Below are 20,978 nucleotides of genomic sequence, written 5' to 3'. Positions count from 1 at the left end.
AGCCGGGTTCTAAGCCCACACCCTCATCATGTCAAACCCATTTTGTAAGTTTTATGACGTTTTTCGTAAGTCATTGATGTTGAAAAGAAATATTGAAACTTCTTGCCTGCCGATTGCCAATTTCACTGCCCGACGTCAGAATCAGACGCTATTTTCGCGTCCTCTCTTTCCTCAGCAGCCCGACTTGCTAAGCTTTCCCGGTTTTTGGCTCGGAGATCGCAATGCTTGTCTTGAATGAGAACGAAACCGCCGCCGCACTCGGCTGGGCTCCTTTAATAGCTGCCTTAAAAGAGATGTTCGCCGGAGACTGCCAGATGCCGGTTCGCCATCACCATACTATGGAGGTTCCGGGACGGGCGGAGGCAACGCTGCTGTTGATGCCGGCGTGGCTGCCTGGGCGCTACTGCGGGGTGAAGCTGGTTTCGGTGTTTCCGGACAATCATCTCTCCGGTCTACCGGCGGTTCAGGGCGGCTATCTTCTGACATCAGGGGAAACGGGCACCCTACTGGCGCTGATCGATGGAAGTGTTCTGACGGCACGGCGAACGGCTGCCGCCTCAGCGCTTGCGGCGCGCTACCTAGTCCGGGAAGACGCCTCGCATTTGCTTGTCGTCGGAACGGGGCGTCTTTCTCTTCATCTTATAGAGGCCCACGCAACGGTTAGGCCGCTCAACCGCATTTCTGTGTGGGGACGGAATCTTGCGAAGGCGGAAGAGACGGCGGCGGCGGCTCGCGAGCTCGGATTTGCGGCCGAGGCGGTCGACGCGCTTGAAGCCTGCGTTCGCCAGGCCGACATCATATCCTGCGCGACGCTCGCAACCGATCCTTTAATATGTGGTGACTGGCTGAAGCCCGGCGCGCATCTCGATCTGGTCGGTGGCTTCAGGCCGAGCATGCGCGAGGCCGACGATGCGGCCATCCGCCGTGCGCGGGTCTATGTGGACACGCGGGGCGGCGCCATGACAGAGGCCGGCGATATTGTGCAGCCGCTCGCAAATGGTACTCTCACGCCTGAGGGTGTGTGCGGAGAACTAAGTGAATTGGTGCGCGGCACCGTTCACGGTCGCGGCAGCCCGCAGGAGATTACGCTGTTCAAATCCGTTGGAGCTGCGTTAGAAGACCTCGCCGGCGCCATCCTTGCCTATGAGACCGTAAAAGGACTGAGGCAGAAGACAGGCTGACGGCGCATCCCTTCCGCCCAATTTCAATGGCGCAGTTCATGGCAGTGTCCCTCCCCACCTATCCCGTCAGCGAAATCCTGCCGCCATTGGCGCAGGCCCTCGAACGGGGAAACCGCGCCGTCGTTTCTGCTCCGCCTGGGGCGGGCAAGACGACGCTGATCCCGCTGTATCTGCTCGACCAGGCGTGGCGGGGCGATGGCCGGATCATTCTGCTTGAGCCCCGGCGGCTGGCGGCACGCGCCGCCGCCTCCCGGATGGCGACGCTGCTGGGCGAAACGGTCGGCGACACCGTCGGTTACCGCATGCGGCTCGACAACCGGGTCTCGGCGAAGACCCGGATCGAGGTGGTGACCGAGGGCGTTTTCGCCCGGATGATCCTTGAGGATCCGGAACTGTCGGGCATTGCTGCCATTCTGTTCGATGAATTTCACGAGCGATCGCTGGATGCGGATTTTGGCCTCGCTTTGGCGCTTGATTGCCAGGCTGCCCTTCGCGACGACCTGCGGCTGATCGTGATGTCGGCGACCCTGGATGTGCAGAGGGTGGCGGAGTTGATGGACAACCCGCCTGTGCTGGAAAGCGCGGGGCGCAGCTTTCCCATCGATATCCGTCATCGCGATCGGCCCGGCACTGAGCGGATCGAAGACACCGTCACCAGCGCCATTCTCGATGCCCATGCCAGTGAGGGCGGCTCGATCCTTGCCTTTCTACCCGGGCAGGCGGAAATTCGACGCGTGGCCGAGCGGCTGGAGGGCCGACTGCCGGCCTCAACGCTGATTGCGCCTCTTTATGGCAATCTATCCCAGGCCGAGCAGGATCAGGCGATCAAGCCTGCCCCTGCTGGCGCCCGGAAAGTGGTACTGGCCACCTCGATTGCCGAAACGTCGATTACCATCGATGGCGTGCGGATTGTCATTGATAGCGGGCTGCAGCGCCTGCCGGTTTATGAGCCAGCGACCGGCATTACCCGGCTGGAAACCACCCGCGTGTCGCGCGCCTCCGCCGATCAGCGCGCCGGGCGCGCCGGCAGAACCGAACCGGGCATCGCTGTCAGGCTCTGGCATGCGGGGCAGACGGCGGCGATGCCGGCCTTTACGCCGCCGGAGATCCTCGCCAGCGATCTCTCCGGCTTGGTCATGGACATGGCCCATTGGGGCGTGACCGATCCGGCCGCCCTCTCCTTTATCGATCCGCCGCCGGCCGCAGCATTAAAGGAGGCGTGCAGCCTGCTGATCTCGCTCGGCGCTTTGGACAGCCAAGGGCATCTGACTGCGAAGGGCAAGACCATGCGCGGCCTTGGCCTGCCGCCGCGGCTGGCCGCCATGACGCTTGCGGCAGCGCTTGAAGGCCAGAGCAAAGCCGCCTGCGAAATCGCCGTGTTGCTGACAGAACAGGGGCTGGGCGGCAATGATATCGATCTCGATGACCGGTTGCGCCGCTTCCGCTCCGACCGCAGCGAACGGGCCTCGGCTGCCCGCAAGCTGGCGGAGAGGCTGGCGCGGGACCTCCCCAAAGGCACGGCATCGCCGTCCCCGCCGCTGGCCGGGCCGATTTTGCTGCATGCCTTCCCAGACCGTATCGCGTTGAAACGGGGCGCACCGGGCCGCTATGTCATGGCCAATGGCCGCGGCGCCGAACTGGCGCAGACCGAGCGGCTGGCGGCAAGCGACATGCTCATCATCGCCGATCTGACGGGGCGGGCGGCCCAGGGCCGTATTCTCAGCGCCGCCGAAATCCGGCTGGCAGATGTTGAGGACGTCCTGCCGGAGACGATCATACAAGGCGATGAAAGCTTTTTCGATTCTGCCAGCGGTCAGGTGCGGGCGCGGCGGGTGAAGCGGATCGGTGCCATCGTTCTTGAGGAAACGCCGCTGGCAAAGCCGAGTGGTGAAGCTGCAACACGGGCGCTGGCCGAGGGGCTGCGGCAACTGGGCCTGGAGCGGTTGAGCTTCAGCAAGTCTGGCGAGCAATTGCGCCAGCGGATCGGCTTTCTCTATCGCAGCCTTGGCGCGCCTTGGCCTCAGGTAAGCGACGAAGCGCTGCTCGACAAGCTTGAGGATTGGTTCATCCCCTATCAAACCGGGGTGCGGAGCTTTGCCGAAATATCCTCAGGCGGGCTGATGGACGGGTTGAAAGCCCTTGTGCCATACGAGCTGCAACGGGACCTGGACCGGATGGCACCGACGCATTTTACCGCACCGACAGGCATGAACCATCCTATTCAATATGACGGCGACGAGCCGAAGCTGACGATCCGGGTGCAGGAACTGTTCGGCCTGAAGACCCATCCGACCATTGGCGGCGGGCGTTTGCCACTGCTGCTGGAACTGACCTCGCCCGCGCATCGGCCGATCCAGACGACGCGCGACCTGCCCGGCTTTTGGGCAGGATCCTGGAGTGACGTGCGTGCCGATATGCGCGGCCGCTATCCGCGCCATCCGTGGCCGGAAGATCCGACGCAAGCCGCCCCCACGACAAGGGCCAAGCCGCGTGGTACATAGCCCCTGCCCGAAGGAGGACGGGTGGGGAGGCAGGCATGGACGCAAAAACGGATATTCGCATGCATTTTGGTACATCCAGCCGGCGATTGCGGCTTGAAACCCTGGTTCGGCTGCGCTGGCTGGCCGTCGCGGGGCAGACGATCACGCTCGCCATCGTCGCGCTCGTGCTGCAATTTCCGATGCCGGTCCTGCCAGCGGCGATCCTGATCGGTGGTTTGGCGATCGTCAATTTCCTGCTGCAATTGGCCTTTCCCTCCACCCAGCGGCTGGAGCCGATCTGGACGCTGGCGATCCTCGCGCTCGACCTGTTGCAGATGGGAGCATTGCTGTTCATCACCGGCGGGCTTGCCAATCCGTTTGCGCCGCTGATCTGTGTGCCTGTGATCATCGTCTTTGCCTCGCAGCCGCTGCGTCACTCCATGACGCTGCTCGGGCTTGCCATCCTCTGCATCTCTATCCAGGCATTTTCGCCCTTCCCCCTCCCCTGGTATGCCGATTACATCGACCGCGGTGGCCCGGTCATGCTGGTGGCGATCTGGTGCTCGATTGTATCGATGACCACCTTTGCCGCCTTCTATGCCTACCGGGTGTCGAAGGAGGCCAATCTACTGGCCGACGCGCTAGCGGCGACGGAACTGGTGCTACAGAAGGAAAAGCACCTTTCCCAGTTGGACGGCCTTGCCGCGGCCGCCGCCCATGAACTCGGCACGCCGCTCGCCACGATCAGCGTCGTCGCCAAGGAAATGGAGCGGGAGATGGGGAATGATCCGCGCTTTGGTGAAGACGTGCAATTGCTGCGCAGCCAGAGCGAGCGTTGCCGTGATATCCTGAAGCGGCTGACCACGCTGTCGACTGAGGACGAGGCCCATATGCGGCAACTGCCTTTGTCATCAATGATAGAGGACGTGATCGCGCCGCATCGCGATTTCGGGATCAAGCTCAAGTTGGTTGAAAATTCGGACCGGGCAAATGAGCCGGTCGGCCAGCGCAACCCAGGTATTCTCTATGGCCTTGGAAACTTGATCGAGAACGCCCTAGATTACGCAAGAGACCAGGTCATCGTGACGGTGGAGCATGACAATCGCTTCGTGACTGTTGTGATCGAGGACGATGGAGAAGGCTTTGCGCCCGATATCCTGCTGCGGATCGGCGAACCCTACGTCACCAGCCGCAAGAGCGACGCACGGGCGGGTGGATTGGGCCTTGGCTTGTTCATCGCGAAAACGCTGCTGGAACGCTCAGGCGCGGTACTGACCTTCGAGAACAGGGGAGCCGAGGGGCCCGGCGCCAAGGTGACGGTGCGTTGGCCACGGCGGGAAATGGAAACGGCGACAAAGTGACTTTACCATGAATGGCGAGTGCGCAATAACGCTGCCGATGTCAGGGATTGAAAGAATATGACCCAGGATATGCCGACCCCCGCTCGGGACCATCACGAAGATCTCGGCCCAGATGCGCGCCTGCTGATCGTCGATGACGACCAGCCGTTTCTGCGACGCTTGGCCCGGGCGATGGAATCGCGTGGGTTTGAAGTGGAGATTGCGGGCTCCGTTGCAGAAGGTATCGCCAAAGCGAAAACCGCTGCGCCGAAATATGCGGTGGTCGATCTCAGGCTCGGCGATGGCAATGGCCTTGATGTGATCGAGGCGATCCGGGAGCAACGCAGCGATACGCGCATCATCGTGCTGACAGGCTATGGCAATATTGCCACCGCCGTGACAGCCGTCAAACTGGGTGCCGTCGACTATCTCTCGAAGCCGGCCGATGCGGATGACGTCTACAACGCCTTGACCCAGCGGCCGGGCGAAAAGGCCGATGTGCCGGAAAATCCGATGTCGGCCGACCGGGTACGATGGGAGCATATCCAGCGGGTTTACGAGGCATGCGAACGCAACGTCTCTGAAACCGCCCGCCGGCTGAACATGCATCGCCGCACCCTGCAGCGCATTCTGGCAAAGCGCGCGCCAAAATAATTCAGCAGTGATCAGTCAGGGCAGAAGCTGGGGCGACGCATCCCATTCCGCTCGCATCAATCGTTGTGCGGATGCCCGCGCGAAGGCCAGCGTCACCGCCTTGCGGGTAGCAGGGGAGAGCCGGTGCTCCGGTGCCTCCCGCAACATATGGGCGCCGTATCCATCCGAAACGATGAGCCCGCAATCTTCCGGAAAAATTTCCTGGGGCACGTCAGGAAGCGTAGCGAAAAACAGCCTGTCGCAATGCTGGCGATAGTCAGGCCATTTGCGGTCGACCCGGAAATCCTCGATGGAGGATTTGATCTCTATTATCCAGATCTCCCCTTTTTCAGAGAGACTGATCAGATCGGCGCGCCGGCCACTGGCCAGAGATAGTTCCGGCAAGACAGCGTGCCGCATTTCGCTGATGAGCAATTGCGTGCCCCGGCGAATCAGCAAAGCGCGCTCGGACTGGCGTCCGTCAATTAATCCATTCTTAACGGAAACATTAAGAATCGTCATAGATACGTCCTCTGCAGAGCCTCAGTCTGTTGCAAAAAAGCCAGTCCTCGGCAATTTGCGAAGCCGGAGACAGCGTGGGACTTCTGTTCCCTTGCAAACTTCATGCTAATCAAAAATATACCTCTATCAAAGCTGGTAAAACAGATCACTTCCCGCCCGAAAGTCGATGAGCCACCCATGCGAATCCGCAATGCACTGACCGTGCTCGGTCTTTTCTCCGCCCTTGCCATCACTGGCTGCTCCACAACGTCTGACGCCCAGAAGACCGCCGACGCCACGCCGACTTCGGCGCCGGTTTTGACGCCTGCTTCCGTCGAAACGGCACAGATCTTCGACGATGCCTACGGTCCGGTGACCGACGCTGGCTACGCACTGCCGGGGATCCCGATCCAGAAGGTCAATCCGAAGTTCCGTCGCCAGATCATCTCGTTCGAGACCAGCGAGCGGCCCGGCACGATTATCGTGAACACCAAGGAACGCTTCCTGTATTACGTTCTGCCGAACGACAAAGCGATCCGCTACGGTATCGGCGTCGGCAAGGAAGGCTTTGCCTGGCAGGGTCAGGCCTACATCGCCTGGAAGCAGGAATGGCCGACCTGGCATCCGCCGAAGGAAATGGCAGCCCGCAAGCCTGAGGTGGCCAAGTATGTCGAAAACGGCATGGGCCCGAGCATCAGCAACCCGCTTGGCGCCCGCGCCATGTACCTGTTTAACGAAAAGGGCCAGGACACGCTTTTCCGTATCCACGGCTCCCCTGAATGGGCTTCGATCGGCACCGCCGCTTCGTCCGGCTGCATCCGCATGATCAATCAGGACGTTATCGATCTTTACAGCCGCGTCCTGCCGGGCAAGGCCACCAAGGTTATCGTCCAGCAGTCCTAATCCTTTTCAGGACAATGAACTGACAGAGAAAAGCCGCCAGGGTCACCCGGCGGCTTTTTTGTTTCACGTGAAATAGAGTGTTAGCCGCGCGTGGCTATTCAAACGGATGCGGCCGCCTTTGGTGACGGCCTCATTTTTGCAGCGCTTCAGGCGCTTGCCTTCAACTGCAACCGGCGGCGATGCAGGACCGGTTCGGTATAGCCGTTGGGCTGCTCTCTGCCCTTCAGCACCAGTTCCAGCGCGGCCTGGAAGGCAATCGATCCCTCGAAATCGGTAGCCATTGGCCGATAGGCGGGATCGCCGGCGTTCTGCTTGTCGACCACGGCGGCCATGCGCTTCATGGTTTCGACCACTTGGCTCTCGGTGATCACGCCGTGATGCAGCCAGTTGGCCATATGCTGGGCGGAGATACGCAGAGTGGCACGGTCTTCCATCAGGCCGACATTGTTGATGTCAGGCACTTTCGAGCAGCCGACGCCCTGGTCAACCCAGCGTACGACATAACCGAGAATGCCTTGGGCATTGTTGTCGAGTTCCCGCTGGATTTCCTCCGGTGTCCAATTTGGCCGCGTCGCGACCGGCACCGACAGAATGTCCGACAGCTTAGCGCGGGTGCGGCTTTTCAAACCGGCCTGAACGGAAGCGACCTCCACCTGATGATAATGGGTAGCATGCAGCGTGGCAGCGGTTGGCGATGGAACCCAGGCGGTGTTGGCGCCGGCCTTGGGGTGAGCGATCTTCTGCTCGAGCATGGCGGCCATCAGGTCAGGCATAGCCCACATGCCCTTGCCGATCTGGGCATGTCCGGACAGGCCGCATTGCAGGCCGATATCGACATTCCAGTTTTCGTAAGCGGCGATCCAGGCGGCCTGCTTCATATCGCCCTTGCGGATCATCGGGCCTGCTTCCATGGACGTATGGATTTCATCGCCGGTGCGGTCGAGGAAGCCGGTATTGATGAACACGACGCGGTCCTTGGCAGCCCGGATGCATTCCTTAAGATTGACCGTGGTGCGGCGCTCCTCGTCCATGATCCCCATCTTGATGGTGTTGGGAGCCATGCCTAGCGCCTTCTCGACGCTGGTGAAGATCTCGACGGCGAAGGCCACTTCTTCCGGACCGTGCATCTTCGGCTTGACGACATACATCGAGCCGCGGCGCGAATTCTGCCGGCGTCCGTTTGGCCCAATATCATGCAGGGCGATCAGCGCGGTGATGGCAGCATCCATGATGCCTTCCGGCACTTCATGGCCGTCCCGATCCAGGATAGCCGGATTGGTCATGAGATGCCCGACATTGCGAATCAGCATCAGTGAACGGCAATGCACGGCAAATGGCTTGCCATCGGTACCGGTGAAGTCGAGATCAGGATTGAGCGTGCGGGTAAAGACGTGATCGCCCTTGGCAACCACTTCCTTGAGATCGCCCTTCATCAGGCCGAGCCAGTTGGAATAGGCGAGAACCTTGTCCTCGGCATCGACAGCGGCGACGGAATCTTCGCAGTCCATGATCGTCGTGATCGCCGATTCCAGTCTGACATCATTGATGTGAGCCTTATCCGCACCGCCGATCGCTCCCTTGCCGTCGATGCAGATCTCGATATGCAAGCCGTTGCGGCGAAGCAGATAGGATGTCACATCGCCATTTTCGCTGCGGCTTCCGGCATATTGCGATGGGTCCATCAGGCCTGTCTGTTGTCCAGATACAAGCGTGACGTCGAGATAGCCATCATTGAGCCCGAGACCGGCAACCTCAGCCCAAGTGCCTGCCGCCAGCGGCACCGACCGGTCCAGGAAGGCACGGGCCCAGGCGATGACCTTTTCGCCACGCTTTGGATTATAGCCCCTGCCCTTCTCGGCTCCATCGACTTCGGGAATAGCATCGGTGCCATAGAGCGCATCATAGAGCGAACCCCAGCGCGCATTGGCAGCGTTCAGGGCATAACGAGCATTCATGACGGGCACCACGAGCTGCGGCCCGGCAATCGAGGCAATCTCGGCATCGACATTGTCCGTCGTGACGGAAAAATCCGGGCCTTCCGGCAGGATATAGCCAATGTCGCGCAGGAAGGTCTCGTAAGCAGCTAGATCCGAGGGCGCGCCATTCTGCTTGTACCACGCATCGAGCTTGGCCTGGAACGCATCGCGCTTGGCCAGCAGGGCTCGATTCACCGGCGCCAGATCATGGACCAGGCTGGAAAAATCTCGGAAGAAGGCGTCGGGATCGACACCCGTCCCCGGCAGGGCCTTAGCGACCAAAAAGTCATAGAGATCCTGCTCGATAGCCAGACCAGAGTGTTCAACACGCGCCATATCGGCCTCCTGCGATAAATCCGTTATCAGGGATATCACAGTCGCCGCACCAAGGCGTCCCCGCGAATCCCGTTCTGCCATCGGCCAAATCGTCCTGCGGCAGCCCGGCTACAATCGCCGATCCCTATTGCGTGTCAACGGGGCATAAATCGGAGATATCTATGCCGAAAAGGAAAGAATAGCCGGCATTGCGAATGAGTGGCTTAAAGCAGGCCTTCGAGTTCCTTCAGGCGGTCATTGATCAGCCAGCCGTAATAGTTTTCTTCAGGCATGCCGCCGCGCCGGCCAAGGGCCCGGGCCCGCGCTTCCGAATTGCCAACATTATAAAGCGTCGCCGTCACACCGGGATTCTTGGAAATATCGACATTGGCAAAAGTCTTATAGTCGTCGATGGATTTGCGGATGATCGCCGCGATATAGGCAAGCGACGTATCCGGGTCCATGATTGCCTTATAGAGGCCAGCCGCATCGTTTTCGTCGAGCTTCGGATAGCCCGAGGTTTCATGGACCATGTCGGTCAGCATCAGGGCCGTCAGGGGATTGATCTGGCCAAGACCGAACGTCTGGCCGGCATAGAAGGGCTGGAAAAATACCGCGCTGAAGCGATTGTTCGGGAAGCTCTTGTTTCCAACCCGCTTGCCACGGAATTTGTCGTCCCAGACATTTTCACGGCAGGTCCACAGCTTGGCCGAATTTTTCAAATTGGCGCATTCCGCAAATTCCGGCCGAGCAACGAAATCGTCGACATCCTCGCCGTCATAGGCAAAGCGGAATGTATGGCCTGCATAGGATGCAGCCTTCACATAATAGCTCTGCAAGGTGTCATAGGCATCGACATTATACGTATGTTCGCCAACCAGTGCGCCAACGATATGGATCGGATCGATGTCATAAGCTGCGGCAGTCTTTTTGATCTTGGCGATCAATTGCCGGTCCCTGACGAGCAGATCACGGATCTTCTCATATTTCAGGTCGAAGGTTGTTTTGGTTTCCTTGGTCCGCTGCTTGGACGCACCGGGAATTGGCGGCTGTTCAGCATTGCGATTGCCTGGTGGGTCTATCCGGACCTCCGCAGCGGCGCCAAGCGCCGTGGAACACAGTGTGGAAACCGAAAGAAGAACGACCAGAGCGAACCGATGCACTATTTCCATCCCGAACAGATTGCGGACGAGCTCGCGCCCAACCGGATACCGCGTTATTGCAACACGGCGAACGGCCCTCCTTATAAAGGAAGGCCGTATCTGTCGACTATCGACCGGTTACAAGGTCGAATTAGGGCGATGTTTCGCCCTTTTCATCCTCTTGCGGTGCGAAAACGTCACAGAATGTAGCGCGACAGATCTGCATCGGCTGCAATCTCGCCGACATGCTCGCGAACATAAGCGGAATCGACCACCACCTTGGCACCACCACGATCCGGTGCATTGAAGGAGATTTCGTCTAGAACCCGCTCCATCACCGTCTGCAGCCGCCGCGCACCAATATTCTCGATGGAACTGTTGAGGTTGACGGCCACATCAGCAAGCGCATCGATGGCATCATCGGTAAACTCCAGATCGAGGTCTTCCGTCGCCATCAGGGCGATGTACTGCCGGATAAGGCTTGCCTCCGTCTCGGTCAGAATGCGCCGGAAATCTTCCTTTGTCAGAGCCTTGAGCTCGACCCGGATCGGCAAGCGGCCCTGCAACTCAGGCAAAAGGTCCGACGGCTTGGAGACGTGGAAGGCGCCCGAGGCGATGAACAGGATATGGTCGGTTTTGACCGGACCGTATTTGGTCGCGACCGTCGTGCCTTCGACCAGTGGCAGCAGATCGCGCTGCACGCCTTCGCGGGAAACACCGGCACCCATGCCGCCTTCCCGGTTGGCGATCTTATCGATCTCGTCCAGAAAGACGATGCCGTCATTCTCGACCGATTTAACCGCCTCGCGCTGAATGACATCATTATCAATCAGTTTGTCGGATTCATCGCGGATCAGGTCGGCATAGGAGGCCTTCACGGTCGTGCGAACCTTCTTGGTGCGCCCGCCCATGGCTTTTCCGAACATGTCGGAGAGATTGAGAACGCCAATATTGGCGCCGGGCATGCCGGGAATTTCGAACCCGGGCATGCCGGAGGCGGTATCCGCTACCTCGATATCGATTTCCTTATCATCGAGTTCGCCGGCCCGCAGCTTCTTGCGGAAGCTGTCTCGGGTGGCGGGAGACGCGGTAGCGCCGACCAGCGCATCCAGCACCCGCTCTTCGGCACCGGCATGGGCCTTAGCTTCCACATCCAGCCGCTTCTTTTCCTTGATCAGGCCGATGCCGATTTCGACGAGATCGCGGATGATCTGCTCGACGTCGCGGCCGACATAACCGACCTCGGTAAACTTGGTCGCCTCGACCTTGATGAACGGCGCGCCAGCCAGCTTGGCGAGACGGCGGGAGATTTCGGTCTTGCCGACGCCGGTCGGGCCGATCATCAGGATGTTCTTGGGCATGACTTCGTCGCGCAGGCTCTCATCGAGCTGCTGGCGGCGCCAGCGGTTGCGCAGCGCGATCGCCACAGCACGCTTGGCATCGTTCTGACCGATGATATAGCGGTCGAGTTCCGAGACGATTTCGCGAGGAGAAAAGGTTGTCATGGAGAATACTCTTGAAGAGGAGAGAATGAGGAGCGGTCAGTTGGCGCTTTCAAGCGTCTCGACCAGCACGTTTTCATTGGTATAGACGCAGATATCGGCGGCGATCTTCATCGCCCGGCGGGCGACGTCTTCAGCCGATCTGTCAGTGTCCATCAGCGCCAACGCCGCAGCGAGCGCGTAATTGCCGCCCGAGCCGATTGCAATTGTGCCGTGCTCTGGCTCCAGCACATCGCCATTGCCCGTGATCGCCAGCGTCACCGTCTTGTCGGCCACCAGCATCATCGCTTCGAGATTGCGCAAGTATTTGTCGGTGCGCCAATCCTTGGCGAGTTCGACGGCGGCGCGCATCAGCTGACCGGGATATTGCTCCAGCTTCTTTTCAAGCCGTTCCAGCAGGGTGAAAGCATCGGCCGTCGCGCCGGCAAAACCGGCGATCACTTCGCCCTTGCCGATGCGCCGCACCTTGCGGGCATTGCCTTTCATAACAGTCTGGCCAAGGCTGACCTGGCCGTCACCGGCCATGACTACCATGCCGCCCTTGCGCACCGTGATGATCGTGGTGCCATGCATGGTTCCATAGGGATTGTGTTCGCTCATATCGATCCGTTCCAGTCCATCGCCGTTGCGTGAGGCGCTTCGTTGACCCTTATGTAAGCGGCCAAAACGCAATTGCAAACGTCGGATGGAGGCATCGCACCTCACCTTAAAAACCGGGCTTCCGCTGCTGGATATTTCAACCCCCGCCTGATAAGGAACGGCAGGATTTCAAGGAGAAGGCCATGGCAGAGAGCCGCAGCGCCAGCGTTTCGCGCAAGACCAACGAGACCTCGGTTTCGGTTTCCGTCCAGATCGACGGCACCGGCGCGTCGACGATTTCGACCGGTGTCGGTTTCTTCGACCACATGCTGGACCAGCTGTCCCGCCATTCGCTGATCGACATGCAGATCGACGTCAAAGGCGATCTACACATCGACGATCATCACACAGTCGAAGACACCGGCATTGCCATAGGCCAGGCGATTTCGAAGGCATTGGGCGACCGGCGCGGCATCGTACGCTACGCCTCGATCGATCTTGCCATGGACGAGACCATGACCAAGGCTGCCCTCGATGTGTCCGGTCGGCCTTTCCTCGTCTGGAATGTCAATTTCTCGGCACCAAAGATCGGCACCTTCGACACCGAACTGGTGCGCGAGTTCTTCCAGGCGCTGGCGCAGAATGCCGGGATTACCCTGCATGTCCTCAATCACTACGGCGCCAACAACCACCATATTGCCGAGACCTGTTTCAAGGCGGTGGCCCGGGCACTGCGCATGGCGCTGGAGATCGATCCGCGCCAGGCCGGCCGCATTCCCTCCACCAAGGGTACTCTCTGAGGATCGAGCTTTCCCATGCGTGTTGCGATTATTGACTATGGATCGGGCAATCTGCGCTCCGCCACCAAGGCCTTCGAGCGCGTTGCCCGCGAGATGGGTCTCAATGCTGAGATCGAGCTGACCGACAAAGCCGAACGGGTGGCAACAGCCGACCGCATCATGCTTCCAGGCGTCGGCGCTTACGCCGACTGCAAGCGCGGGCTAGATGCGGTTCCAGGCATGCATGAAGCCCTGACGGAAGCGGTCATCGTCAAGGCGCGGCCGTTTCTCGGCGTCTGCGTCGGCATGCAGCTGATGTCCTCGCGCGGGCTGGAAAAGACCGTGACCGACGGCCTCGACTGGATCGCTGGCGATGTCGTCGAAATGACCCCTACCGATCCCACCCTCAAAATTCCGCAGATCGGCTGGAATACGCTGACCCTGTCTCGCCCGCATCCGCTTTTTAACGGCATTCCCACCGGGCCGGACGGGCTGCATGCCTATTTCGTGCATTCCTACCATCTGGCGGCTGACAAGCCGGAGCAAGTGATTGCCACGACCGATTACGGCGGCCCGATGACCGCCTTTGTCGGCCGCGACAACCTGGCCGGCGCGCAGTTCCATCCGGAAAAGAGCCAGACGCTGGGTCTGAAGCTGATTTCCAATTTCCTCACCTGGGCGCCTTGAGCCTGCTCCTGTTGGATAGCATACGATGATTCTTTTTCCCGCCATCGACCTCAAGGACGGCCAATGCGTTCGTCTGAAGCTCGGCGATATGGACCAGGCGACGGTCTACAATCCCGACCCGGCCGCGCAAGCCAAGGCCTTTGAAGACCAGGGCTTCGAATGGCTGCACGTGGTCGATCTCAACGGTGCCTTTGCTGGCGAGAGCGTCAATGGGTCTGCCGTGGACGCGATCTTGAAGGCCACGAAGAACCCTGTGCAGCTGGGCGGCGGTATTCGCACGATCGCCCATATCGAAAACTGGCTGAGCCGTGGCCTTTCGCGCGTCATCCTCGGCACCGTTGCGGTGCGTGAGCCGGCGCTTGTCATCGAGGCCTGCCGGCTGTTCCCCGGCAAGGTCGCCGTCGGCATCGATGCCAAGGGCGGCAAAGTGGCGGTCGAGGGTTGGGCGGAAGCGTCAGAGCTGGGCGTGATCGAACTGGCGAAAAAATTCGAAGGCGCCGGCGTTGCGGCGATCATCTATACCGATATCGACCGTGACGGGATTCTCGCCGGTATCAACTGGGCTTCGACGCTGGAATTGGCTGGAGCCGTCTCCATTCCGGTCATTGCCTCGGGCGGTCTCGCGTCAATCGAGGATATTCACCGGATGCTGGAGCCGGATGCTCGCAAACTCGAAGGTGCTATTTCCGGTCGCGCGCTCTACGATGGGCGGATCGATCCGAAAGAGGCTCTGGCATTGATTGCCGCCGCAAAACAGGATGCCGCACGATGACGCTGAAAGCCCGCATCATTCCTTGTCTGGATGTGAAGGACGGCCGCGTCGTCAAGGGCGTCAACTTCGTCGATCTGATCGACGCCGGCGATCCGGTGGAAGCGGCAAAGGCCTATGACGCGGCAGGGGCCGACGAGCTTTGCTTTCTCGACATCACCGCCTCCTCCGACAACAGGGACACGATTTTCGATGTCGTTGCCCGCACCGCCGATCACTGCTTCATGCCTGTTACCGTGGGTGGTGGTGTCAGGGCCGTGGCCGATATCCGCAAGCTGCTGCTCTGCGGTGCCGACAAGGTGTCGATTAATTCGGCAGCGGTAAACAATCCCGATTTCGTCGCTGAAGCCGCCGACAAATTCGGCAACCAGTGCATTGTCGTGTCGATCGACGCCAAGAAGGTATCCGCGCAGGGCGAAGCGGGCCGCTGGGAGATCTTCACCCATGGCGGACGTCAGCCAACCAGCATCGATGCCGTGGAATTTGCCGTGAAAATGGTCGAGCGCGGTGCAGGCGAATTGCTTGTGACTTCCATGGACCGTGACGGCACCAAGAGCGGTTACGATCTGGCGCTGACCCGAACGATTGCGGATGCGGTGCGGGTGCCAGTCATTGCGTCTGGCGGCGTCGGCACGCTTGACGATCTCGTGGCCGGCGTCAAACAAGGGCACGCCACCGCCGTTCTGGCCGCTTCGATCTTCCATTTCGGCACCTATTCGATTGCAGAGGCCAAGACACACATGGCCGAAGCCGGCATCGCCATGCGGCTCGACCGGGCCTGAAAGAGCTTATCATGACGACATTCACCATATCGGATCTCGAAGTCATCGTCGCCACCCGCGCCAAGGCCTCTCCCGATGAAAGCTGGACCGCCAAGCTAGTGGCGTCAGGTCAGGACAAGGCTGCCAAGAAGCTGGGCGAAGAGGCCATCGAGGCCGTCATGGCAGCGGTGAAAGGTGACCGCGCCAACCTGATCTATGAGAGTGCCGACCTGCTCTATCACCTCTTGGTCGTATTGAAAATTGCCGATATACCGGTAGAAACGGTGCTGGAAGAGTTGCAGCGCCGCACGGCCCAATCGGGCCTCAGCGAGAAGGCGAGCCGGAAAGATCCATGACGACAGCGATCAGGCAAGCCGAGGGGGAGGAAGCCCTTGATCATTTCCAGGTGGGCAGTTACTCGCCCTACCTGTTCTTTTCATCGGACGAATGGGCGCGGTTTCGTGCAGACACGCCACTGACCTTGACACTGGACGAAGTCCATCGCCTACGATCCATCGACGATCCGATCGATCTGGCCGAGGTGAGGCGCATCTATCTGGCGCTGTCGCGGCTCCTGTCCTCCCATGTCGAATCCTCGCAATTGCTGTTTGAGCAACGCAACCGGTTTCTCAGCACCAATGCCAGCAAGACCCCCTTCATCATCGGTATTGCCGGGTCGGTGGCGGTCGGGAAATCGACAACGGCGCGCGTGCTAAAAGAGCTTCTGGCGCGCTGGCCCTCGAGCCCGAAAGTGGATCTGGTCACCACCGACGGCTTTCTCTATCCCAATGCCACACTGGTGCGCGAGAACAAGCTGAACCGCAAGGGTTTCCCGGAAAGCTATGATACGGCGGCGCTGCTGCGGTTTTTATCGGCGATCAAGGCTGGCCAGCAGAATGTCAAAGCACCGCGCTATTCTCACCTGACCTATGACGTGCTGCCGGACCAGCATACGATCATCGATCGGCCGGATATCCTGATTTTTGAAGGGATCAATGTGCTGCAATCACGCGATTTGCCGCGCGACGGCAAGATCGTGCCGATGGTGTCCGACTTCTTTGACTTTTCGATTTATATCGATGCCGAGGAAAGCCTGATCCACCACTGGTATGTGAAGCGGTTCATGAAACTGCGGCAAACGGCATTTCGCGATCCGAATTCCTATTTCCATCGCTATGCAACGATCAGCGAGGAGGAAGCGCTGACCATTGCTGAAAACCTTTGGGCACATATCAACCTGATCAATCTGCGCGACAACATCAAGCCGACCCGGCCGCGGGCCGACCTAATCCTGCGCAAGGGAGAGAATCATCTGGTCGAACAGGTCGCCTTGCGCAAACTGTAAACGCTTGAGCTACAATTAATTTTTGCGAATTTTATAAGCCATTTCTCTGGGAGGAGAGCCATGACTTTTACCGATAATGCGGAAACCTCTGCGGTTTCCAGCCGCCGCACTTTTCTCGGCGCCGCAACAACAGCACTTGCCGTGTCAGCAGCCGGAGTGACGGCACAGGCAGCCGACCAGGTGGCCAGTGGTGGCCCATTATCGGACCTGCCAATCACCCTTCCTCGGACGGAGTTCGTATACGAAGCGATTTTCACGCTGCAGGATGCGCTCGAAATGGGGCATTCGCCATTCGGTGACCGCAGGATCATCAATATCACCGGCGGAGAATTTGCCGGCCCGCGCATCAAAGGCAAGGTTCTGCCCGGGGGTGCTGACCGGCAATTGGCCCGGCAGGACGGCGTCCGCCAGTTGAACGCCCTTTACGAACTGCAAGCCGATGACGGAGCTGTTATCACGGTCAACAACCGCGTCCTGATCGACCGCCAGCCCGACGGCACGCAGTATGCTTTTTCCCATATCGAGATCACGGCACCGCAAGGTCCGCACGATTGGCTGAACCGTCGCGTCTTTGTCGGCACGCTGCACAGCCTGAAACCAAAGCCCATGGTTCTGATCCGGGTGTTCAGCCTGGTCTAGCGGTCGTTTTGCGGTGCTTGCGCAATGCTGAACGAGGCCGCAGCTGATGCAATGTTGGAAGCACGGCCAATGAGTCAGAGCGGAATCAATCGTGCCCCGGCTTTTCGCGCATCTTCTTGATTTCACCGCGGCCGGTCTTTTCCTTGAGACGGCGCTCGATCGAGCCTTTGGTGGGCTTGGTCTTCCGGCGCGGCGGCGGCGGCGGCTTGGCTGCCTCCAGCAGCAATTCTTTCAGCCTTTCGCGCGCATCTTCGCGATTGCGCTCCTGGCTGCGAAAGCGGCTGGCCTCGATCAGCAACACACCTTCCTTCGACAGTCGCCGACCGGCAAGCTTAATGGCATTGGCCTTGACGCGATCCGGCAGCGACGGCGACGTCGTCAGCGGAAAAAAGAGTTGCACAGCTGTGGAGACTTTATTGACATTCTGCCCGCCCGGCCCGCCAGCCAGCACAAATTGCTCGGTCAATTCCCAACCGGCAATCGTCATCCTGTCATTGATATAGAGCGGGTCGCTCGCCATGGCCTTCAGTCTCCTGATGCGAGGCTCTAGCGGAAAACGCCAATTCAGGCAAATCCGGATTCAGAGCGACCGCAGCCGGATTCCGATCCGTGAATACAAACGGCCCGGCGATTTGCACCGCCGGGCCGCTCAAAACGTCACACGTGAAACTTACTCGGCAGCGACGGCCAAAACCGGAGCGGCATCGCGGACATTGCTGTCGACATGCGCTTCGAATTTCTCGAAGTTGGTGATGAACATGCCAACCAGTTTCTTGGCCTGCGCGTCATATTCGGCACCATTGGCCCAGGTCGAACGCGGATCGAGGATCTTGGTATCGACGCCCTCGACGGCAACCGGTACGGCGAAGCCGAAATTGGCGTCCGTGCGGAAATCAGCCTTCTTGAGTTCTCCAGACAGTGCCGCCGTCAGCAAGGCACGGGTGGCCTTGATCGGCATGCGGCTACCGATGCCATAGGCACCGCCGGTCCAGCCGGTGTTGACCAGCCAGCAATCGACTTCATGCTTGGCGATCAGTTCCTTGAGCAGGTTGCCATATTCGGCCGGATGACGCGGCATGAACGGCGCGCCGAAGCAGGTCGAGAAGGTCGCTTCCGGCTCAGTCACGCCGCGTTCCGTGCCAGCTACCTTCGCGGTATAGCCCGAAAGGAAGTGGTACATGGCCTGTTCCGGCGTCAGCTTGGCAATCGGCGGCATGACGCCGAAGGCATCGGCCGTCAGCATGATGATCGTCTTCGGATGGCCAGCGCGGCCGGTTGCCGACGCGTTCGGGATGAAGTCGAGAGGATAGGCGCAGCGGGTGTTTTCCGTCTTCGAACCATCGTTGAAGTCAGGAACGCGGTTCTCGTCGAGCACGACATTTTCCAGCACCGTGCCGAAACGCTTGGTGGTGGCGAAGATTTCGGGCTCAGCTTCTGCCGACAGACGGATGGTCTTTGCGTAGCAGCCGCCTTCGAAGTTGAAGATACCGTCTTCGCCCCAGCCGTGCTCGTCATCGCCGATCAGCGTGCGGGCCGGATCGGCAGACAGCGTGGTCTTGCCGGTGCCCGACAGGCCGAAGAACACAGCCGAATCGCCAGCCGGGCCGACATTGGCCGAGCAGTGCATCGGCATGACCTTCTTGGCCGGCAGCATGTAGTTGAGAGCGGTGAAGACCGACTTCTTCATTTCACCGGCATAGTAGGTGCCGGCGATCAGCACGATATTGTTAGTGAAATCGCAGGCGATCACCGTTTCCGTGCGGCAGCCATGGCGGGCCGGGTCGGCCTTGAAGCTCGGCAGGTCGATGATGGTGAACTTTGCCTGGAAGTCGGCCAGAGCAGCCCGATCCGGACGGATGAGCAAGTTACGGATGAAAAGCGAATGCCAGGCAAGTTCCGTAACAACGCGGGTCGGCAGTGCGTTCGCGGCATCGGCACCACCAATCAGGTCCTGCACGAACAGGGTTTTACCAGCAACATGTGCCAGCATGTCCTGGTGGAGAATGTCGAAATGCTCCTTCGACATCGGCTTATTGTTGTCCCACCAGACCTGGCCGTCGGTGTTGGCATCCCGCACGACGAACTTGTCTTTGGGCGAGCGGCCTGTGTGCTGGCCGGTTTCGGCTAAGAGGGCGCCATCTGCCGTCAAAACGGCTTCGCCATTGCGGATTGCATGCTCATAAAGCGCTGCCGGAAGCAGGTTGTAATGGACGCGAGCGGCCTTGCCCAAGCCAATGGTCTCGATGCCAACGCGGCTATTGTTCACTCCAAGCTCCTCCATACTACACTTCCTTCTCAGCGGGATGGCTAGATGATTATGGGGCAACGCTACTGACGATATTTTAAAAACGCAATAGCAAAAACTTCGAAAAGATCAATAATATCATACATTTAATCGTTTTAAACTGATATGCCAGATTTAAATCGGTTCAGTTTAAAGGCATTTGGGCGCCGTCAGCGGCCCCTGTGACCCAACAACGTGAGACGCCGCAGCCATCCGCCCCTTTATCTTTGCCACAATTTGTTCCACCTTTACCCTCATGACACGCCGACGACTCTGACGAGTCGAAAGGGTCGGCACGCCCGCGGCGGCGGGTCGGCAATCGTAAGGACGGAGATAAACGGCATGCAGACAATTGCGCTTGTGGATGACGACCGGAATATCCTGACGTCGGTTTCGATCGCTCTGGAAGCGGAAGGCTACAAGGTCGAAACGTACACGGACGGAGCTTCGGCGCTTGACGGGCTTTTGGCACGGCCGCCGCAGCTTGCGATCTTCGACATCAAGATGCCGCGCATGGACGGGATGGAACTGCTGCGCCGCCTGCGGCAGAAGTCCGACATCCCCGTGATCTTCCTCACCTCCAAGGATGAAGAGATCGACGAATTGTTCGGCCTGAAGATGGGCGCCGACGATTTCATCACCAAGCCGTTTTCGCAGCGTCTTCTGGTCGAGCGTGTAAAGGCCATCTTGCGCCGGGCCGCGAACCGCGATACCAATGCCGCCCCTGGCGCCGTCAAAACCACGGCCGAGCAGCAGGCCCGCAACCTGGAACGCGGGCAGCTGGTGATGGACCAGGAACGCCACACCTGCACCTGGAAAGGCGATCCGGTCACGCTGACGGTCACTGAATTCCTGATCCTGCATTCACTGGCGCAGCGCCCCGGCGTGGTAAAAAGCCGCGACGCGCTGATGGATGCCGCCTATGACGAGCAGGTCTATGTCGATGACCGCACCATTGACAGCCACATCAAGCGCCTGCGAAAGAAATTCAAAATGGTCGACAATGATTTCGACATGATCGAAACATTGTATGGCGTCGGTTATCGCTTCCGCGAAACAGCCTGACCTTCAGCGAAAGCTGAGAATATTTGAACCGGGTGCGGCGACAGCGAATGCTATTATACGGCAGAGATGAGGGATTGCGGCGGGATTTTTGTGTCCC

General features: G+C 59.5%; 20 protein-coding genes. 13 read left to right on the top strand and 7 right to left on the bottom strand.

The genetic code is table 11. The features are described 5' to 3' along the window. Positions 1 to 221 precede the first annotated feature (221 nt). Genes lhpI through BJF91_RS18860 form a run of 4 tightly spaced genes read left to right on the top strand, consistent with a single transcriptional unit; the run spans position 222 to position 5,655 of the window. On the top strand, positions 222 to 1,181 hold the full coding sequence (lhpI, locus tag BJF91_RS18875) for a bifunctional Delta(1)-pyrroline-2-carboxylate/Delta(1)-piperideine-2-carboxylate reductase (protein WP_075616055.1): 960 nt from the start codon (positions 222 to 224) through the stop codon (positions 1,179 to 1,181). 38 nt (positions 1,182 to 1,219) lie between these two features. Beyond that, complete coding sequence (hrpB, locus tag BJF91_RS18870) at positions 1,220 to 3,682, top strand: ATP-dependent helicase HrpB (RefSeq protein WP_075616110.1); 2,463 nt, start codon at positions 1,220 to 1,222, stop codon at positions 3,680 to 3,682. A 35-nt stretch (positions 3,683 to 3,717) separates the two neighbouring features. Next, complete coding sequence (locus BJF91_RS18865) at positions 3,718 to 5,022, top strand: ActS/PrrB/RegB family redox-sensitive histidine kinase (protein ID WP_075616054.1); 1,305 nt, start codon at positions 3,718 to 3,720, stop codon at positions 5,020 to 5,022. A gap of 57 nt (positions 5,023 to 5,079) precedes the next feature. Next, positions 5,080 to 5,655, top strand: a complete 576-nt coding sequence (locus BJF91_RS18860) for an ActR/PrrA/RegA family redox response regulator transcription factor (RefSeq protein ID WP_075616053.1) — start codon at positions 5,080 to 5,082, stop codon at positions 5,653 to 5,655. Positions 5,656 to 5,670: 15 nt separating this feature from the next. Here BJF91_RS18860 and BJF91_RS18855 read toward each other — a convergent pair whose 3' ends face one another. Further along, the gene (locus BJF91_RS18855; protein ID WP_075616052.1) at positions 5,671 to 6,156 is read right to left on the bottom strand and encodes an MmcB family DNA repair protein; all 486 of its coding nucleotides are present in this window, start codon (positions 6,154 to 6,156) and stop codon (positions 5,671 to 5,673) included. A gap of 177 nt (positions 6,157 to 6,333) precedes the next feature. Here BJF91_RS18855 and BJF91_RS18845 point away from each other — a divergent pair, with 177 nt between their 5' ends. Beyond that, entirely contained in the window at positions 6,334 to 7,038 is a 705-nt protein-coding gene (locus BJF91_RS18845) for a L,D-transpeptidase (protein WP_075616050.1), read from the top strand. A 146-nt stretch (positions 7,039 to 7,184) separates the two neighbouring features. Here the strand turns inward: BJF91_RS18845 and BJF91_RS18840 are convergent, their stop codons facing one another. From BJF91_RS18840 to hslV, 4 genes are all read right to left on the bottom strand, one after another. Next, the gene (locus BJF91_RS18840; RefSeq protein WP_075616049.1) at positions 7,185 to 9,350 is read right to left on the bottom strand and encodes a malate synthase G; all 2,166 of its coding nucleotides are present in this window, start codon (positions 9,348 to 9,350) and stop codon (positions 7,185 to 7,187) included. Positions 9,351 to 9,553: 203 nt separating this feature from the next. After that, complete coding sequence (locus BJF91_RS18835; protein ID WP_075616048.1) at positions 9,554 to 10,501, bottom strand: DUF1402 family protein; 948 nt, start codon at positions 10,499 to 10,501, stop codon at positions 9,554 to 9,556. Positions 10,502 to 10,668: 167 nt separating this feature from the next. Beyond that, the gene (gene hslU / locus BJF91_RS18830) at positions 10,669 to 11,976 is read right to left on the bottom strand and encodes an ATP-dependent protease ATPase subunit HslU (protein WP_075616047.1); all 1,308 of its coding nucleotides are present in this window, start codon (positions 11,974 to 11,976) and stop codon (positions 10,669 to 10,671) included. A gap of 36 nt (positions 11,977 to 12,012) precedes the next feature. Further along, the gene (gene hslV / locus BJF91_RS18825) at positions 12,013 to 12,573 is read right to left on the bottom strand and encodes an ATP-dependent protease subunit HslV (RefSeq protein ID WP_075616046.1); all 561 of its coding nucleotides are present in this window, start codon (positions 12,571 to 12,573) and stop codon (positions 12,013 to 12,015) included. A 182-nt stretch (positions 12,574 to 12,755) separates the two neighbouring features. Between hslV and hisB the strand changes: the two genes are divergently transcribed. From hisB to BJF91_RS18790, 7 genes are read left to right on the top strand one after another with little or no spacing between them, the layout of a single operon-like run. After that, positions 12,756 to 13,352 carry an imidazoleglycerol-phosphate dehydratase HisB gene (hisB, locus tag BJF91_RS18820; RefSeq protein ID WP_075616045.1) on the top strand — a complete coding sequence of 199 codons (597 nt, stop codon included), beginning with the start codon at positions 12,756 to 12,758 and terminating at the stop codon, positions 13,350 to 13,352. A 15-nt stretch (positions 13,353 to 13,367) separates the two neighbouring features. Further along, the gene (hisH, locus tag BJF91_RS18815; protein WP_075616044.1) at positions 13,368 to 14,018 is read left to right on the top strand and encodes an imidazole glycerol phosphate synthase subunit HisH; all 651 of its coding nucleotides are present in this window, start codon (positions 13,368 to 13,370) and stop codon (positions 14,016 to 14,018) included. 25 nt (positions 14,019 to 14,043) lie between these two features. Then, positions 14,044 to 14,790, top strand: coding sequence for a 1-(5-phosphoribosyl)-5-[(5-phosphoribosylamino)methylideneamino]imidazole-4-carboxamide isomerase (gene hisA, locus BJF91_RS18810; RefSeq protein WP_075616043.1), 747 nt, complete (start codon positions 14,044 to 14,046; stop codon positions 14,788 to 14,790). Beyond that, positions 14,787 to 15,569, top strand: a complete 783-nt coding sequence (gene hisF / locus BJF91_RS18805; protein ID WP_075616042.1) for an imidazole glycerol phosphate synthase subunit HisF — start codon at positions 14,787 to 14,789, stop codon at positions 15,567 to 15,569. Before hisA ends, hisF begins: the two co-directional genes overlap by 4 nt. Positions 15,570 to 15,580: 11 nt before the next feature. Beyond that, complete coding sequence (locus BJF91_RS18800; RefSeq protein ID WP_075616041.1) at positions 15,581 to 15,904, top strand: phosphoribosyl-ATP diphosphatase; 324 nt, start codon at positions 15,581 to 15,583, stop codon at positions 15,902 to 15,904. Continuing rightward, the gene (gene coaA / locus BJF91_RS18795) at positions 15,901 to 16,893 is read left to right on the top strand and encodes a type I pantothenate kinase (RefSeq protein ID WP_075616040.1); all 993 of its coding nucleotides are present in this window, start codon (positions 15,901 to 15,903) and stop codon (positions 16,891 to 16,893) included. Before BJF91_RS18800 ends, coaA begins: the two co-directional genes overlap by 4 nt. A gap of 60 nt (positions 16,894 to 16,953) precedes the next feature. Continuing rightward, on the top strand, positions 16,954 to 17,532 hold the full coding sequence (locus BJF91_RS18790) for a DUF3237 domain-containing protein (RefSeq protein ID WP_075616039.1): 579 nt from the start codon (positions 16,954 to 16,956) through the stop codon (positions 17,530 to 17,532). A gap of 85 nt (positions 17,533 to 17,617) precedes the next feature. Here the strand turns inward: BJF91_RS18790 and arfB are convergent, their stop codons facing one another. Together arfB and BJF91_RS18780 are read right to left on the bottom strand one after the other, a co-directional pair. Next, on the bottom strand, positions 17,618 to 18,052 hold the full coding sequence (arfB, locus tag BJF91_RS18785; RefSeq protein ID WP_075616038.1) for an alternative ribosome rescue aminoacyl-tRNA hydrolase ArfB: 435 nt from the start codon (positions 18,050 to 18,052) through the stop codon (positions 17,618 to 17,620). Between the two features lie 150 nt (positions 18,053 to 18,202). Beyond that, positions 18,203 to 19,813, bottom strand: coding sequence for a phosphoenolpyruvate carboxykinase (locus BJF91_RS18780; RefSeq protein ID WP_075616037.1), 1,611 nt, complete (start codon positions 19,811 to 19,813; stop codon positions 18,203 to 18,205). Between the two features lie 345 nt (positions 19,814 to 20,158). On the opposite strand from BJF91_RS18780, the gene BJF91_RS18775 reads away from it, so the two are divergent. Continuing rightward, entirely contained in the window at positions 20,159 to 20,881 is a 723-nt protein-coding gene (locus BJF91_RS18775; protein ID WP_075616036.1) for a response regulator transcription factor, read from the top strand. The last annotated feature ends 97 nt before the right edge of the window (positions 20,882 to 20,978 follow it).

The sequence above is a fragment of the Gillisella taibaishanensis genome (assembly GCF_001938985.1).
Classification (GTDB): Bacteria; Pseudomonadota; Alphaproteobacteria; order Rhizobiales; family Rhizobiaceae; genus Allorhizobium; species Allorhizobium taibaishanense.
Note: the sequence above shows the minus strand (reverse complement) of the source record. Positions and strands in the feature narration are given on the sequence as shown.